Below are 15108 nucleotides of genomic sequence, written 5' to 3' on the forward strand. Positions count from 1 at the left end.
GCCAGCCAGACAGGGGACTGGCCCTTGCCGCGTGGGCGATGGACACTCCCTGTCTACTCGCCTTCCGGAGCTTCCCATGAACGTCCGCCCGCTGTTGCTCGCCGCCCTCGCGCTGGGCTTCGCCGCCGGCTGTAGCAAGCCGTCCGCCTCCTCTTCGACGCCCTCGAACGAGCCCGGCACGCCCAGCGGCGACTCCCGGCAGCCCTCCGCGGAGACGGCCGCCGCCCCCAGTGGAGACCAGAGCGGCACCCCCGTCGCGCCTCCGCCCACCCCCGGCAACGGCGGCGAGGCCAAGGCGGGTGAGAGCGCCGTCTACATCGTCAAGGACAGCGGCGTGCGCTGCTTCGCCCCGCCCTGCCCCACCTACAACGCCGTGCTGGCGGACAAGCCGGACATGGACGCGATTCCCATCCACGAGCTGGACCTGTCGGCGGTGACGGGGGGCAACGAGCAGCAGATGGAGTCGCTGATGCAGCGCACGACGGCGGGCGGCCTCAAGCTCCGCGGCTCGCTGGAGACGCGTCCCAAGGCGGGCCCCGCGGGCGACGCCACCGTGCTGCGCGCCAGCAAGCTGGAGTAGGCGCCGCTTAGAAATGCAGGCCGAGCTGGAGTCCGGGCCAGTGCTGGAGGCGCTGGTCCGCCTTCGGCTGGCTCTGGCTCACGGACATGCGCGTCACCGACGCGAAGTCCGGCTGTCCCCACACGAACCACAGATTGTAGGTGGGGCCGACGAACACGGCCAGGCGAGGCAGCACCTGGACCCCCAGCATCACCCGGGCCTGGCCCAGCACGTTGCCGCCGTCGCCCTCCAGCGGCTTCTGCACCGGCTGCACCGCGCCGCCCGTCACGTCCAGGTCCAGCCAGAAGCGGTGCGACATCACCACGTGGCCGCCCACACCCAGGCCGAAGCTGAAACGGGCCTCGTTGCGGCTGCCCGGCTCGATGCCGGCGAGCAGCGTCAGGTAGACGGGCCCTCCGCCCACCTTCACCGCGAGGTTGGCGAGCTGGATGTCGCTGGCCCACAGCTCCATGTGGACGTTGCCCTTGCGCAGCCCCCGGCGGCCTGGCGTCAGCCCCGGCTCCGGCGCGCTCTGCGCGAACGCACCTTCACCCTCCACCAGCGCGAGGGGGCGTGCCGCGCCGACTTCCGCGGCCGCCGCCCCCGCCCACAGCCACAGTGCGAGAAGGGCGCAGGGTTTCATCACCCCTTACTTTTGAAGCGTGAAGGACACCTGCGTCAAGCCCTCGGGCAATAAGAGGGACGCGGTGTGCGCGTCGGCAGACGCCGCCAGCGTCCGGGCCGCCTCCAGCACCGGCGCCACGTCGAAGGGCTGGCCCGACGTCACCAGGAAGAAGCGTTCGAAGCGCGGTGCGTCATCCAGCTCGTAGGCCCCGGCGAGCCGCTGGGTGCCGGAGGGCGCGAGCGTCGCGGCCTGGGCCCCGTGCTCCGGCGCGTGCAGCGTCACCGAGCCGCGTCCGTCCACGGAGAGGATGACGCCGTGGGTCTGCCCCGCCGCCACGTACGCCAGCTGCACCACGTCACCCGCGACGGCCACGGCGCCCTCGGCGAGCAGTTCGTCCGCCTGGGCTCGCTGGCGGTGGACCTCCAGCCGGGGCGTCAGTCCCTTGGAGCGCGTGGGCTCCGGCTCCAGGCCCGCGAGCGCCCCCGTCGTCGGCTCCTGCGTCGGTGAGCCGGACTCGGGCTGCACGACGACGAAGAGCGCGAGCGCCGCGAGCACCGGCACCAGGCCCATGGCCGACGTCAGCCACGGGGAACGAGCCGGAGCTTCGCGCGCGGGAGCGCCGCGGCGAAAGCGGGTGTTCACCTCGCGGGCCACGCGCTCGGGTGACAGCCGCTCCAGGGTGACGCGCGAGTCGGCCTCCAGCGCGGCGAGCCGCTCCGGGCCCCCGGGCTCCTGCTCCAGCCGGGCGCGCGCGGCGGCGAGCTCCTCGGGCGGCAGCTCGCCCAGCGCGATTCGCTCCAGCAGCCAGTCCGGAATGCGTGAGGGGGAATTCATGCGGCCTCCAGCTCCAGCTCGTGCAGCGCCGACGTCAGCGCGCGCAGGCGCTTGCGCACGCCCGACACGGACAGGCCCACCTCGGCGGCCGTCTCCTCCAGCGTCATCCCATCCACCAGGTGCAGCACGGCGATGTCCCGGCTGGACGCCGGCACGCGGCCGAAGAGTTTGTCCAACATCCCTCGGGCACTGGCGCGCGACTCGATGTCGTCCGCCGAGGCGATCTGCAACACCAGCTCATCCTCCCGGTCCTCGGGCCTGCGCTTCGCCCCTCGCAGCCGGTTGAGGCACACGGTGGTGGAGATGCGGTGCAGCAGGCTGGACGGAGCGGCGTCCTTCAACGCCCCCTGGTAGCGCAGCAGCTGCACGAACACATCGTGCATGGCGTCCACGGCCTTCTCCTCGTCACGCAGGAGGAAGCGGCAGCGCCGGAGCACCTGGGGGCCGTAGCGGCGGTAATAGGCCTCCACATCGATTGACACCGGAGTCGCGCCTCCCTCGTTTCGGTGAAGGGAACACCGGTGCCTCACGAAACTGTCACCGGCCTCCTCCCGAATTCGTCCCTACCCCGATTCACCCAGGAGGCAAAACCCATCCGCCGGCGCCGTCTGCAAAATCTACAGGGCCGCCAGGCTGGCAGCCGCTCGGCTTCGCCCCCGTCGAGTGTCGGGTTGTCGATGAAAACACCGGGGCTCCGCTGTACTCGACTGTAACGAAACGCGACCCCGTCACTACTTTCCGGTACTCGACCTCCCTCCGAGCTCGTGACATCCGTGATTGAGACCGAAGACACCCTTTCCCACCTTCGGGCGCGGTATCTGACCGCCCAGCTCGCTGGCAACCGGAGGGAAGCCCTGCGCCTGCTCGTGGATGAGGGGCTGCTCGTGGGCGTCCCGCTCCAGGTGCTGCACCTGGACGTCATCCAGCAGGCCCAGTACGAGATTGGCCGGCTGTGGCAGGAGAACGTCATCTCCGTCGCGCAGGAGCACCTGGCCACCGCCATCTCCCAGCTCGCGCTCGCGCACCTCTACCGCCACCTCCCCAGGGACCCGCCCAACGGCAAGCTCGTCATGATGTCCTGCGTGGAGGGCGAGCTGCACGAGATGGGCGCGCGCATGGCCAGCGACTTCCTGGAGATGGCGGGCTTCGAGGTGCGCTTCCTGGGAGCCAGCGTGCCGCCCGAGCACCTGGCGCGCCTGCTGCGCGAGGTGAAGCCCGACCTGCTCGCGCTCTCCGTGACGATGTCCTACCACCTGCCGGCCCTGCGCCGGGCGGTGGAGCACGCGCGCGAAGCCCTGCCCGACGTGCCCATCGCCGTGGGTGGGCATGCGTTCCGCTGGGCGCCGGGGCTGGAGAAGGAACTGGACGTGAGCTTTCACGGCAAGGACGCGCGTGAGCTGGTCTCCGCCGCCTGCCGCACCCTGGGAGTTTGAGGAACCCGCATGGAGACACCGAGCCGCCTGGTCGAAGCGCGCGCCGATGCCCTCGCACACGCCTCCGTCGAGGCGATGTATCAGGACCCCTTCTGGGAGGCGCGCTACGGCGCCGAGCGGGCTCGCCGCTTCGGCGACGAGGATGCCCGCTTCCATGTGCGCTACCTTGTGCAATCCCTCGACGAGCACCGACCCTCCGTCATGGAGGGCTATGCACGGTGGCTTCGCACCTTGCTGGTGTCGAGAGGAATGGCCACCCTCCACCTCGACCTGAATTTCGCCGGGCTGGCCACCGCGTTGGAGGCCGAGGGTTGGGGCCCCGGCACCGAGCCGTACGAGCATGTACGCGCCGCCCGGGAAGCCCTGCGCTATCCGGAAGGGCCCTCGCGTGCGCTGCAAGATGACGCCTCGGAGCTGTCCCGAGCCGCCACTGCACGCCTGGCCCTCTACCTCACGCCGGAGGACCGGCCTCGTTTGGAGGATGAACTGCGACTCCAGCTGTCATATCTCGCGGACGCACTCGACGCCGGCAAGCCCGCGTTGATGGCGGACCACGTGCGCTGGTACCTGGGCTTCTGGCCTCGGCGTGGCTTCGGCCTGCTGGCGTTTCCCTCCGTGCTCGGGATGCTGAAGCTGGTCCTCGGGGGCCGGCATCCCCAGGCCCGGGCGCTGCTCGCCACCGCCGGTGTCTCCTGGGACGAGACGCGCTCATGAGCGGCGCCACGCCCGAGGACCGCCCCGCCTTCGACGACCTGAGCCGCGAGGTCGCCCTGGTGTGTGACGCGCAAGGGACGCTCACCTGGGTGGATGCCCGCGCGCGGGACGTGCTCGACGCGAAGCCCGGCAAGCCGCTGCGGGCGCTCGCCGCCCAGGGCACCGAGGACAAGGTCGACAAGCTGCTGGTGCAGGCCCGCGACGAGCGCGTGGACGGCTGGGAGCTCATCCTCTGTCGCGACGACGTGCCTGGCACGTTCGCCTTCCGCGCGCGCCCGCACGACGGCGGGGTGCTGCTGGTGGGCAGCCTGGTGCCGGAGGACTACGGCCACGCGCTGGAGCAGGTCAGCTCCTCGATGAGCGAGCTGTCCGCGCTGCACCGCGAGACGGAGGGGCAGCGCCGCGAGCTCAAGCGCCGCGCGGACGAACTGGCGCGGCTCAACCAGGAGCTGAGCGAATCCAACCGGGGCATGCGCAGCCTGCACGCCGCGCTGGACGAGAAGGCGGAGGGGCTGCACCGCGCGGCCGAAATCAAGAACCGCGTCGTCGCCAACGTCAGCCACGAGTTCCGCACGCCGCTGCACTCCATCCTCGGCCTGTCCAAGGTGCTGCTCAATCCCATCAACGGCCCGCTGTCCTCCGAGCAGGAGAAGCAGGTCACCTTCATCCGCAACTCCGCCGAGTCGCTCTTCGAGCTGGTCAACGACCTGTTGGATTTGTCCAAGGTGGAGGCGGGCAAGGCCACGCTGCGCCACAGCCACTTCGTGGTGCGCGACCTGCTCGGCGCGCTGCGCGGAATGATGCGTCCGCTGGTGCCCGCCGACGCCCCCGTGGAGCTGCGGCTGGTGGAGCCGGCCGAACCGCTGGAGCTGGAGACGGACGAGACGCGGCTGAGCCAGGTGCTGCGCAACCTGGTGTCCAACGCGGTGAAGTTCACCGAGTCCGGCCACGTCACCGTGTCCGCGGCCCCGGGTCCACGAGACACGGTCATCTTCACCGTGCGCGACACGGGCATCGGCATCGCTCCGGAGAACCACGAGCGCGTCTTCGAGGAGTTCACGCAGATAGACAGCCACATCCAGCGCAAGGTGAAGGGCACGGGCCTGGGCCTGCCGCTGGCGCGCCGGCTGGTGGAGCTGTTGGGCGGAACGCTCACCCTCCAGAGCCAGCCGGGCGAGGGCTCCACGTTCACCGTCACCATTCCCCGCGTCCACATGGAGGTCTCGGAGATGACGGGGCTGGCCGAGCGCAGCCAGCACCTGGAGCCGGGCCGCGCGCCGGTGCTGGTGCTGGAGGACGACCGGCAGACGCTGTTCCTCTACGAGAAGTACCTGGCTCGCTCGGGCTTCCAGGTGCTGCCGGTGCGCAGCACGGACGAGGCGCGCCGGGTGCTCCAGCGCGTGCGTCCCGCCGCCATGGTGCTGGACGTCATGTTGGAGGGCGAGACGAGCTGGAACTTCCTCGCGGAGATGAAGAACGGCGAGGCCACGCGGGACATCCCCATCCTCGTCGTCACGGTGACGGACCGCGAGCAGAAGGCGCGCGCGCTGGGCGCCGACGAGTTCTGGCTCAAGCCGGTGGACGAGGGCCGCCTGCAGCGAAAGCTCCAGGAGCTGGCGCGCAGCGGGCCGGTGGAGCGCATCCTCATCATCGACGACGACGACGTGCACCGCTACCTGCTCAAGCAGTTGCTCAAGGACATGCCCTACGCGCTGCTGGAGGCCGCGGGCGGCGTCGATGGTGTCCGGCTGGCGCGCGAGCAGGTGCCGCAGCTCATCTTCCTGGACTTCATCCTGCCGGACATCACCGCCTTCGACGTGCTGGACGCGCTGAAGGCGGATCCACGCACGCGCGAGATTCCCATCATCCTCCACACCTCGCACGAGCTGCGCGAGGACGAGCGCGCCCGACTGGCGAACGAGACGTCCGCCATCCTCTCCAAGCACACGCTCAGTCGCGAGGTGGCCATCAGTCGCATCCGCGACGCCCTGGCCAAGGCGGGCCTCGGTTCCCACACGCCACAGGAGGGAAGACGTGGTTGAACCTCGACTGGCCACCGTCCTCAACGTCAACGACGACGACGCCAACCGCTACCTGGTCAACCGCATCCTGGAGATGGCGGGCTACACCGTGCTGGAGGCCGCCACCGGCATGGCCGCGCTGCTCATGGCCGAGCAGCACCGGCCGGACGTCATCGTCCTCGACGTGAAGCTGCCGGACATCAGTGGCTACGAGGTCTGCGCGAGGCTGCGCGCCAACCCGGACACCGCGTCCATCGCGGTGATGCACACGTCCGCCACCTTCGTCACCTCCGACAGGAAGGCGCGAGGCCTGGACGCGGGCGCGGACGCGTACCTCACCCAGCCCTTCGACGCCTCGGAGCTGGTCGCCACGGTGCGCTCGCTCCAGCGGCTGCGTCACGCGGAGCAGGCGGCTCGCAGGCGCGCCAACGAGCTGGCGGAGATGGACCGGCGCAAGGACGAGTTCCTCGCCATGCTGGCGCACGAGCTGCGCAATCCCCTGGCCGCCATCATGACGTCCATCGGCATCCTGGAGCGCAACCCGACCGACAACCTCAAGGAAGCGCGGATGCGCGGCATCATCCACCGGCAGACCCACCACCTGGCGCGCCTGGTGGATGACTTGCTGGACGTGAGCCGGATTACGCGCGGCAAGGTGGAGCTGCGCACGGGCCGGTTGGATTTGCGCGCGGTGCTGCTCCAGGTCATCCAGGTCATCCGGCCCACCACCGAAGCGCGCGGCCTGGGGCTGGAGGTGTCACTGCCGGACAGCCCGCTGTGGCTGACGGGCGACGCCACGCGACTGGAGCAGATCTTCACCAACCTCCTGGACAACGCCGCCAAGTACACCGACACCGGCCACATCACCCTGCGCGTGGAGCACGAGGGCGTGAATGGGAGCGCGCGGGCGGTGGTGCGCGTGCGCGACACTGGCATCGGCATCCCCCAGGACGTGCTGCCCCGCATCTTCGACCTGTTCGCCCAGGCGGACACGTCCCTGGAGCGCACGCGCGGGGGCCTGGGCATTGGCCTGACGCTGGTGCGCCAGTTGGTGCAGTTGCACGGCGGTCAGGTCACCGCGCGCAGCCACGGCACCGGCAAGGGCTCCGAGTTCGAGGTGAGGCTGCCGCTCCTGCACTTCATGGAGGAGACAGCGCCCGCGCCGCTCCCCCGGCGCACGCGCGCGGGGCGGCACATCCTGCTGGTGGAGGACAACCCGGACGCGCGTCAGGCCATGCGGGAGCTGTTGGAGCTGTGGGGCCACCAGGTGGAAGAGGCACCGGACGGCTTGCGGGGCGTGGAGCTGGCGGTGCAACGGCGGCCGGAGCTGGCGCTGGTGGACATTGGCCTGCCAGGGCTGGACGGCTACCGGGTGGCTCAGGAGCTGCGCTCGCGCGTGGGCCGCGACATCCGCCTCGTCGCGATTACGGGCTACGGCGGGCCAGAGGGACACGACCGGGCGCTCAAGGCGGGCTTCGACCTGCACATCGTCAAGCCCGTGAAGCCGGACGAGTTGGATCGCCTGTTGTCGAGTCTGTGAGTGAGGCGGGAGGTGGGCGCGGGCCGGCGCCCTGAAATGGGCGGCGCGCTAGCGCCGGCCCAGGGCGTTGGCCACCAGCCCCAGCAGCTTCACGTGGGGGGCTTCGAGCTGACGCACGGTGCGAAGCAAGCGACGGACTTCCGGTCGCTCGGGAGGTGCTGACGACGGCTCGCTGGTGCGCGCGGACGCGGTGCCGTGCGAGACGAGCCCCAGCAGCTCGTCCGCGGAGACATGAAGCTCGTGACACAGCTTCAGCAGCGTCTGCACGCTGGGAAGCATGCCGCCGCGCTCCAGACGCCCATAAACCTCGGTGGCCACGTCGATGCGTTCGGCCACGTCAGCTTGTGTGAGCTCCAGCCGGTTCCGCGCGACTCGCGCAGCCGCTCCGATGGTGGTTGCCAGTTTCTTGTCCATGCCTTACCGACCCGAAACGTTTGGCCGCTGGCATAGGACGTATAGAGGCAGACAGACAGAACTTGTCGGGTCAGCCTCAGGTTGTTCACCCAGCGGGTTACCGTCCCAGAGGGAGACTTTCGGGGTTCGGAGTGCCTCCATACCCGCCCCTTTTCCTCGACGGAAGACCGGTCTTCCAGGGGCACCCCGGCCCCCTGAATACAGAGGGAGAGGCCCCCTTTTCGGACGACCTGTGACGTCGGGCGGCAATTTTCCTACGGTGCCGGAGAGTCCTGCCGCGAGGGCCTCCCCCCAAGGTTGTATCCCCAGTCTGGCGCATCGCCACGTCATGAGTCCGCGAGGGTGCGCCCGCCACGTCGAGCGTGGCATATCGGGCTCGCGCGTCGGCGACGTGGGAGTGGCTTCGCGGGCGCATGTCGGGCCCGTTCGATGAGTGCCCGAGGCCATCCGCGAGCAGGCCTGGAGGACGACGGACCGCGCGCCTCTTGAGCTCGCCCTGCCGCACGCGGGGTACGCAGCGGGAGGCAGGACCTGCGACAACCGGTGGCATTCGAGCGGAGGACGACCTTGGGAGTCGCGCGCGCCGGGGGCGGGGGGACTAGGCTGCGGCGGCGATGGCGCTCGGACGGCGCAACCTGCTGGTGAAGCTCTGCGTGGCGATGGGCGTGGTGGCCCTGCCGCTGCTCGTCGCCATCCTTGGCTATGTGCTGCCGCAGCTTCGCGCGCAGCTCCACGCGGACCGGGTTCGCGGGCTGCGGCAGGCGGTGGAGACGGCCTACGGAGTCCTGCGGGAGTACGAGGCGCGCGAGCGCTCCGGAGCGCTGACGCGCGAAGCGGCGCAACAGCAGGCCTCCGCCCTGCTCCAGTCCCTGCGCTACTCGAGCGTGGAGTACTTCTGGGTGAACGACCTGGAGACGCGGCTGATCATGCATCCGCACCTGCCGACGATGGTGGGCAAGGACATGAAGGGCTACCGCGACGTGCGCGGGCGGCCGGTGTTCATCGAAATCGTCACCCTGGTGCGCGCGCACGGCGAAGGCTCGCTGGGCTACGAGGCGACGCGGCCGGGCTCGCCGGAGCCCATCCCCAAGGAGAGCTACGTGAAGCTCTTCGAGCCGTGGGGCTGGGTGCTCGGCACGGGCGTGTACGTGGAGGACATCGACCGGGAGGTCGCGGCGGTGCGACAGCGCATCCTCGTCGCGGTGGGCGGCGCGCTGGTGCTGGCGGTGCTGGCGGGCGCCTATGTGTCGCGGCGGGTGGTGCGGCCGGTGCGCGCGCTCGCGGCGGCGGCACGCCAGGTGGCAAAGGGTGACTTGTCCGTGCGGGTGGAGGTGCGCACCGCGGACGAGGTGGGCGAGCTCACCCTGGCCTTCAACGGCATGGTGACGGGCCTGCGCGAAGTGGTGGCCGCGCTGGTGGAGGCGGCGGGCGCCACGGCGGCGGACGCCGAGCGCATCCGCGTCTCCACGGACGGCCTGTCGCGCACGACGCGCGAGCAATCGGAGTCGCTCCAGCGCGCGGCCGAGTCGGTGCAGGACATGAGCCTGCATGTCTCGCGGGGCGCGGCGGCGGCGCGAGACGCGGCGGAAGCGGCTGCGGGCCACGGGCAGGTGGCGCGCGCGGGCGGCGTGGCGGTGGACCAGGCGTCGCGGAAGATGGTGGAAATCGTCGACGTGGTGGAGCGCTCGTCGCGCACGGTGGAGCAGCTCCAGGCGTCTGGCCGGGCCACGGAGCGGATGCTCCAGCTCATCCAGGCGGTGGCGGACGAGACGCGGATGCTGGCGGTGAACACGGCGATAGAAGCCGTGCGCGCGGGGCAGCACGGCAAGGGCTTCTCCGTGGTGGCGGGCGAGGTGCGCAAGCTGGCGGAGCGCACCCACGAGGCCGCCAGCCAGGTGCGCGTGCTGCTGACGAAGAACGAAGCGGACACGGCGGCGGCCGCGGAGTTGATGCGCAAGGGCACGTCGAAGGTGAACGAGGGCATGGGCCTGTCCTCGGCCGCGGGCGAGGCGCTGGCGCGGCTGTTGTCCGGGGTGAAGGAGCTGGGCGAGCGCGTGGAGACGATGGCGGAGCAGAACGCGCGCCAGTCCGCGTCGGGCGAGTCCATCGCGGGGCGCATCCAGGCGCTCTCGGTGCGCTCGGCGGAGTCCGTGTCGGGCGTGGAGCAGATCGCCCGCTCGGTGGAGGACCTGCGGGCCAGGGCCTCGCGGCTGCAGGAGCTCGCCGCGCGTTTCACCACGCCCGGGCCTCGTTAACCTTTCTTCACACCCGCGCAACGCCCAGGACAGCGGCGGGGGGCAGTCTCCACCTCCTCACGGGGACGCGGCTTCTCGCCGTCCCCTCATTCGGAGGTAGGACACATGGCGCTGGCATTGACGCGGGCCCCCGGGCGCGAGCCCGTGGTGTTCGGATACGCGCTGGAGACGCTGCTGTCGACGGCGGCGCCCCTGACACCGCTCACCCTGAAGGCGCTGGAGCGACAGGGCCTCTTCGCGCACCGCCCCCTGCACACCGCCTACCCGTGCGCGGTGTGGCCCAAGGCCATCCAACTGCTGGCGGCGGCGAACAGCCCGCCCCACACGGACCGCGAGACGGCGGAGTACGCGCTGGGCCTGCGCTTCGGTGAGCGGTTCATCCAGGCGCGCATGGGCACGGCGCTCGTGGACTTCGCCCAGGTGGTGGGCCCGGAGAAGATGCTGCTGCGCATGGCGCGCAACCTGCGCTCCATCAACAACTTCCTCGACGTCTCGGTGACGCCTCGGGGCGATGACGGCGGCTGGGAGCTGAGCCTGTATCCGGTGCGGGAGTTCCTGGATCACCCCCGCCGGCAGGCGGACCCGCCGCACTTCATGCGCGGCCTGCTCACCTTCGCGTTCCAGCACAGCGGCGCGCCCACGGCCCGGGTGACGCTCTTGAAACACGACGAGGCCCAGGCAGTGACGACGTTTCACGTCGGCCTCTAATCACGGCCGAGGCGGGGGGGGAGGCGCGCTACCCCTCGATGCGCGACTCGGCGTACGGGACGGGCAGCAGGATGCGGGCCGTGGTGCCCACGCCCGGTTGGCTCTCCAGCGTCAACGTCCCGCCATGCGCATCAACGATGCGGCGGGCCAGCGCCAGGCCCATGCCCACGCCTCCCGTGCGGCGCGCGCGGCTGCGGTCCGTGCGGAAGAACGGCGTGCCGACGCGGGACAGGTCCTCCGGCTCGATGCCGATGCCCTCGTCGCAGACCTCCAACGACAGCGCCCCCAACGTGTCCGCCTGGGCGCGCAGGCGCACCGGCGTCGGAGACTCGGAGTACTTCCCCGCGTTGTCGAGCAGGTTGTCCAGCGCGCGCCGCAGCAACACGGGGTCCGCCTCCAGCGTGGGCATCGTGCCATCGACGCTCACCTCCAACACGCGCTCCGGACGCGCGGAGCGGAAGCGAGAGGCCGCCTTCTCCACCAGTCCTTGAATCTCCACCTGCTCGGGCCGCAGATGCGGAGTCCCCGTGCTCGCGCCCTCCGAGGCCAGGTCCAGCTTCGCGGTGGTGAGCACGTCGTCCACCAACCGCTCCAGCTCCGACAGGTCTCCGGTGATGTCCGTCAGCATCTCCCGCGCGGTGGCCGCGTCACCCTCTTCCGCCAGGTCCAACGCCACGCGGATGCGCGCCAGCGGCGTGCGCAGCTCGTGCGACACGTTGGCCAGCAGCTCCTTCTGCGAGCGCAAGAGATTCGTGATTCGCCCCGCCATCTCGTCGAAGGCCTCCGCCACCTGTCCCAATTCGTCACGCCGGCGGATGCCCGTGCGCGTGTCCAGCTTCCCCTCGCCCAGCGCGCGCGCCACCTCCGCCAGTCGCTGGAGCGGACCGGCCAGGGTGCGAGCGAAGGCCAGCGAGGTGATGGCCGTACACAGCAGCACCGCGCCGAGCACGAGCGCGGTGTTGCCCGGAGGAGGCTCGGGGGGACGGGTGATGATGGTGGCGTAGGCCTCCACCGGCCCTTCCTCGGGAATGGGCAACGTGAGCGAGTGCGGAGGAGGCCCTCCCGAGAACCGCTGACCCCGCGCGGCCAGCTGCTCCAGCTCCACGGGCCCCAGGGCGGGGGAAGGTGCCGCGGAGTTCGTGGCGATGAGCCGCCCGGACACATCTCGCAGCGTCACCCGGGCCTCGAGCAGCCGCGCGGCGCGGTCCAGCGACGCCTGGAGGGCCACCGGGTCCCCCAGCAGCTCCTCCCACTCCCGGATGTTGTACGCGGCATTGCGCGCGAAGCCGTGCCGCAGTGGCTTGTCCAGGATGAAGAAGCGGGCGATGTAGAGGGTGGCGACGACCAGCACCAGCTGGGCGATTCCCACCAGATAGATGCGCAGCAGCAGCCGGCCAGGCGTCCGCAGACGACTCACGTTTCCTCTCCGGTGGCGAGCATGTAGCCGGCGCCGCGCACCGTCTTCAGCAACAGGGGATTGCGAGGGTCCACCTCCAGCTTCTGACGGAGCCGGAAGATGTGCACGTCCACGGAGCGGTCGAACACCTCGTCCGCGCTGCCCTTCACCAGGTCGAGCAGCTGCTCACGACTGAGGACGCGGCCCGCGCGCTCGGCGAGCACGCGCAGCAGGCTGAACTCGTACGTGGTGAGCTGCAACGGCCGCCCATCCAGCGTCGCGCGGAGGCTGCGAGGGTCCAGCAGCAGTCGCCCCGCCTGCACGGGCTGCGTGGAGGGACCCGCCTTGCCCCGGGCCCGACGCACCTGGGCGCGAATGCGGGCGAGCAGCTCGCGCGACGAGTAGGGCTTGGGCAGATAGTCATCCGCGCCCGTCTCCAGGCCGAGCACGCGGTCCGCCTCCTCTCCGCGCGCGGTGACCATGATGATGGGCACGTCGGTGCGGCCCCTCAAATCCCGGCAGACCTCCAGTCCGTCCCGTCCGGGCAGCATCAGGTCCAACAAGACGACGTCGAACACATGGCGGCTGGACTCCACCAGCGCGTCGTTGCCCGTGTGGGCCAGGGTGACGACGACACCATGCTCCTGGAGGTAGCGGGCGGTGAGCCGAGCCAGTCGCTCGTCATCTTCGACGAGCAGGACCTGGATGGTGGCTTCCTCCAGGTGGGGACGATTGAGCTGCTCCATGCGCGTGCTCCTCCTGCCTTCCGCGGACCTTCCAGACGGAAAGTAACAGCGGAGCCGTGGCCCAGGAGCAAGCAGGGAGGAGTCTGGCGCCCCATTGGACTCCGGCCGGGTCCACCGAGGGCAATCATGCTCCCGGGCCACACCGTGAAGGTGGCACCGGGATGTGTCCGGGGTGCGTCCCTCACATGACGGATTGTTACAGCGAGCAACAGGGCCCGTCCGGCCACCGGACAGCCGGGCGGAGCCCCGTCGGGTCCCCTCACCCCGCGAGGCAGGCGCCTGACCTCAGCGCAGGGTCCACTTCTGGTTCGCGGTGCCGGCGCACTCCCAGATTTGCAGCCGCGCGCCGTTGTTGGGGTTCCAGTCCTTCACGTCGATGCACTTGTTGGCCTGCGGGTTGACCAGGTCCCCCGCGCCGCTGAGCACGAACTGCTGGGCCGCGTTGCCGTTGCAGTCATGGAGCTGGATGAGCGCGCCGTTCGCCGTGGAGCCCCAGGTGACATCCATGCACTTGCCGAAGGCGCGCAGCGTGCCGTCGCCGTGGAACGTCCAGCTCTGCGCGGCGCTGCCGTTGCAATCCCAGAGCTGGATGGGCGTGCCGTTGGCGGTGTTGGAGTGGTCCACGTCGATGCACCGGCCGTTGAGCCCGACGATGGCGCGCCCCCCGCCGCCACCGCCGTTGGTCGTGAGCGACAGGCCGTAGACGGAGAGAATCTCGTTCACCGGCTGGTAGTACATGGTGCCGCCGGTGGAGCAGTTGCCCACGCCGCCAGACGTCACGCCCTGCGCCTGGTTGCCCGACATCCACGAGCCGCCCGAGTCGCCCCCCTCCGCGCACGCGTTGCTCCGCGTGAGGCCATACACGGGGCCGACGCTGTAGTTGACGGTGACGTTCTTCGCCTCGATGACGCCACAGCGCCAGCCGGTGGTGGAGCCGGAGCGACACACGGACGCGTTGATGCCCGCCTCGGCGGAGCCCGAGACGATGACGTTGCCGCCCGCGTAGTTGTAGACCCACGGCTGCGAGGCCCACGAGCCGTTGACCTGGACCCAGCCATAGTCGTTGTTCGGGAAGGACGAGCCGCGCACGGTGCCCTGCGCCACGCCGTTGAAGCCGGCCGTGCTGGAGTTCACCCCACCGCAGTGGCCCGCGGTGACGAAGCCTCCCGCGACGGAGAAGCCGACGGAGCAGCGCACGTTGCCGTTGATGTAATAGGCGTCACCTCCGCGCAGGTCATACATGGGCCTGGGCTGCTCGGAGGAGACCTCCACGCGCACCGCGCGGTCCGCCGCGCCACTCTCCGCGATGAAGCGCTCGGCGTTCACCACCGCCGCGTCCTTGGCGAGCACCACCACGCTGTTGGTGATGACGTCCACGTACCAGCCATGGATGTCCTTGCTGGCCACGTCCGCGCCCCTGTCCAACGCGGCCTTCAGCGCGTCCAGCTCGCGCTCCGTGCGCGTCACCCAGCGCGGCTCCGCGCCCGCCCTGCGCGCGGCCTCGGCACCCTCGGCGGTGGTGACACCGACGATGAGCCGGTCCCCCTCCTCGCTCAGCCACGCGCCACCGAAAGACGCGCCCAGCTCCCCGCGCAGCGACGCTTCCGTGCGCACCGCGAGCGCCTCCGTGGCCAGCCGCTGACGCGCCTGCACGGCCGTCAGCCCCAGGTCTCGCTGCATCGCCTGGAGCACCTCGGGAGACACCTCCTGCGCGAGCGAAGCCTCCTCGGTGGGGGCCGCCAGCGCGGACATGGGGAGGACGGCGGCACCAGCGAACAGCGCCGTCGCGGTGGAGAGCGCCTGGAGTCTTCGGTTCATGGGGGCTTCCTTTCGACTCGACACGGGGAAAGCGCACCGGCGAAC

The 15108-nt window shown here is 70.6% G+C and carries 14 protein-coding genes; 7 read left to right on the plus strand and 7 right to left on the minus strand.

What is annotated here, in order from left to right; all coding sequences use genetic code 11:
• Nucleotides 1–76: 76 nt before the first annotated feature.
• Nucleotides 77–580, plus strand: a complete 504-nt coding sequence (locus HUA75_RS28185; RefSeq protein ID WP_141642036.1) for a DUF6748 domain-containing protein — start codon at nt 77–79, stop codon at nt 578–580.
• A gap of 7 nt (nt 581–587) precedes the next feature.
• Here HUA75_RS28185 and HUA75_RS28190 read toward each other — a convergent pair whose 3' ends face one another.
• Genes HUA75_RS28190 through HUA75_RS28200 form a run of 3 tightly spaced genes read right to left on the minus strand, consistent with a single transcriptional unit; the run spans nt 588 to nt 2500 of the window.
• Nucleotides 588–1202: a peptidase gene (locus tag HUA75_RS28190; protein ID WP_174488109.1), complete on the minus strand. Its 615-nt coding sequence runs from the start codon at nt 1200–1202 to the stop codon at nt 588–590.
• Nucleotides 1203–1208: 6 nt separating this feature from the next.
• Entirely contained in the window at nt 1209–2018 is an 810-nt protein-coding gene (locus HUA75_RS28195) for an ActD-like protein (protein ID WP_174488110.1), read from the minus strand.
• Nucleotides 2015–2500: an RNA polymerase sigma factor gene (locus HUA75_RS28200; RefSeq protein WP_174488111.1), complete on the minus strand. Its 486-nt coding sequence runs from the start codon at nt 2498–2500 to the stop codon at nt 2015–2017. Before HUA75_RS28200 ends, HUA75_RS28195 begins: the two co-directional genes overlap by 4 nt.
• A 291-nt stretch (nt 2501–2791) precedes the next feature.
• Here HUA75_RS28200 and HUA75_RS28205 point away from each other — a divergent pair, with 291 nt between their 5' ends.
• From HUA75_RS28205 to HUA75_RS28220, 4 genes are read left to right on the plus strand one after another with little or no spacing between them, the layout of a single operon-like run.
• Nucleotides 2792–3451, plus strand: a complete 660-nt coding sequence (locus HUA75_RS28205) for a B12-binding domain-containing protein (protein ID WP_371746208.1) — start codon at nt 2792–2794, stop codon at nt 3449–3451.
• Nucleotides 3452–3460: 9 nt separating this feature from the next.
• A complete protein-coding gene (locus tag HUA75_RS28210; protein ID WP_174460199.1) occupies nt 3461–4165 on the plus strand; it encodes a hypothetical protein in 705 nt (234 codons plus the stop codon).
• On the plus strand, nt 4162–6207 hold the full coding sequence (locus HUA75_RS28215) for a hybrid sensor histidine kinase/response regulator (protein WP_174488113.1): 2046 nt from the start codon (nt 4162–4164) through the stop codon (nt 6205–6207). Before HUA75_RS28210 ends, HUA75_RS28215 begins: the two co-directional genes overlap by 4 nt.
• Complete coding sequence (locus HUA75_RS28220; RefSeq protein WP_174488114.1) at nt 6200–7726, plus strand: response regulator; 1527 nt, start codon at nt 6200–6202, stop codon at nt 7724–7726. The genes HUA75_RS28215 and HUA75_RS28220 overlap by 8 nt, the downstream gene beginning before the upstream one ends.
• A gap of 48 nt (nt 7727–7774) precedes the next feature.
• Here the strand turns inward: HUA75_RS28220 and HUA75_RS28225 are convergent, their stop codons facing one another.
• Entirely contained in the window at nt 7775–8140 is a 366-nt protein-coding gene (locus tag HUA75_RS28225; RefSeq protein ID WP_141642028.1) for a helix-turn-helix transcriptional regulator, read from the minus strand.
• 614 nt (nt 8141–8754) lie between these two features.
• On the opposite strand from HUA75_RS28225, the gene HUA75_RS47775 reads away from it, so the two are divergent.
• The gene (locus HUA75_RS47775; RefSeq protein ID WP_174488115.1) at nt 8755–10395 is read left to right on the plus strand and encodes a methyl-accepting chemotaxis protein; all 1641 of its coding nucleotides are present in this window, start codon (nt 8755–8757) and stop codon (nt 10393–10395) included.
• A 105-nt stretch (nt 10396–10500) separates the two neighbouring features.
• Nucleotides 10501–11103: a DUF2378 family protein gene (locus tag HUA75_RS28235; RefSeq protein ID WP_141642026.1), complete on the plus strand. Its 603-nt coding sequence runs from the start codon at nt 10501–10503 to the stop codon at nt 11101–11103.
• Between the two features lie 28 nt (nt 11104–11131).
• Here HUA75_RS28235 and HUA75_RS28240 read toward each other — a convergent pair whose 3' ends face one another.
• The 3 genes from HUA75_RS28240 to HUA75_RS28250 all read right to left on the minus strand — a co-directional run bounded on the left by HUA75_RS28240 (nt 11132) and on the right by HUA75_RS28250 (nt 15063).
• Complete coding sequence (locus tag HUA75_RS28240; RefSeq protein WP_141642025.1) at nt 11132–12520, minus strand: cell wall metabolism sensor histidine kinase WalK; 1389 nt, start codon at nt 12518–12520, stop codon at nt 11132–11134.
• The gene (locus tag HUA75_RS28245; protein WP_174459413.1) at nt 12517–13245 is read right to left on the minus strand and encodes a response regulator transcription factor; all 729 of its coding nucleotides are present in this window, start codon (nt 13243–13245) and stop codon (nt 12517–12519) included. The genes HUA75_RS28240 and HUA75_RS28245 overlap by 4 nt, the downstream gene beginning before the upstream one ends.
• A gap of 285 nt (nt 13246–13530) precedes the next feature.
• Entirely contained in the window at nt 13531–15063 is a 1533-nt protein-coding gene (locus HUA75_RS28250) for a S1 family peptidase (protein WP_141642024.1), read from the minus strand.
• Nucleotides 15064–15108: the final 45 nt, after the last annotated feature.

Source organism: Myxococcus sp. CA040A, from assembly GCF_013336725.1.
GTDB lineage: Bacteria > Myxococcota > Myxococcia > Myxococcales > Myxococcaceae > Myxococcus > Myxococcus llanfairpwllgwyngyllgogerychwyrndrobwllllantysiliogogogochensis.

Bases quoted from the DNA above. Each gene is read 5' to 3' on its own strand.
- HUA75_RS28190 (WP_174488109.1), bottom strand. From the start codon at position 1,202: ATGAAACCCTGCGCCCTTCTCGCACTGTGGCTGTGGGCGGGGGCGGCG.
- HUA75_RS28185 (WP_141642036.1), top strand. From the start codon at position 77: ATGAACGTCCGCCCGCTGTTGCTCGCCGCCCTCGCGCTGGGCTTCGCC.
- HUA75_RS28215 (WP_174488113.1), top strand. From the start codon at position 4,162: ATGAGCGGCGCCACGCCCGAGGACCGCCCCGCCTTCGACGACCTGAGC.
- HUA75_RS28195 (WP_174488110.1), bottom strand. From the start codon at position 2,018: ATGAATTCCCCCTCACGCATTCCGGACTGGCTGCTGGAGCGAATCGCG.
- HUA75_RS28210 (WP_174460199.1), top strand. From the start codon at position 3,461: ATGGAGACACCGAGCCGCCTGGTCGAAGCGCGCGCCGATGCCCTCGCA.
- HUA75_RS47775 (WP_174488115.1), top strand. From the start codon at position 8,755: ATGGCGCTCGGACGGCGCAACCTGCTGGTGAAGCTCTGCGTGGCGATG.
- HUA75_RS28225 (WP_141642028.1), bottom strand. From the start codon at position 8,140: ATGGACAAGAAACTGGCAACCACCATCGGAGCGGCTGCGCGAGTCGCG.
- HUA75_RS28235 (WP_141642026.1), top strand. From the start codon at position 10,501: ATGGCGCTGGCATTGACGCGGGCCCCCGGGCGCGAGCCCGTGGTGTTC.
- HUA75_RS28250 (WP_141642024.1), bottom strand. From the start codon at position 15,063: ATGAACCGAAGACTCCAGGCGCTCTCCACCGCGACGGCGCTGTTCGCT.
- HUA75_RS28245 (WP_174459413.1), bottom strand. From the start codon at position 13,245: ATGGAGCAGCTCAATCGTCCCCACCTGGAGGAAGCCACCATCCAGGTC.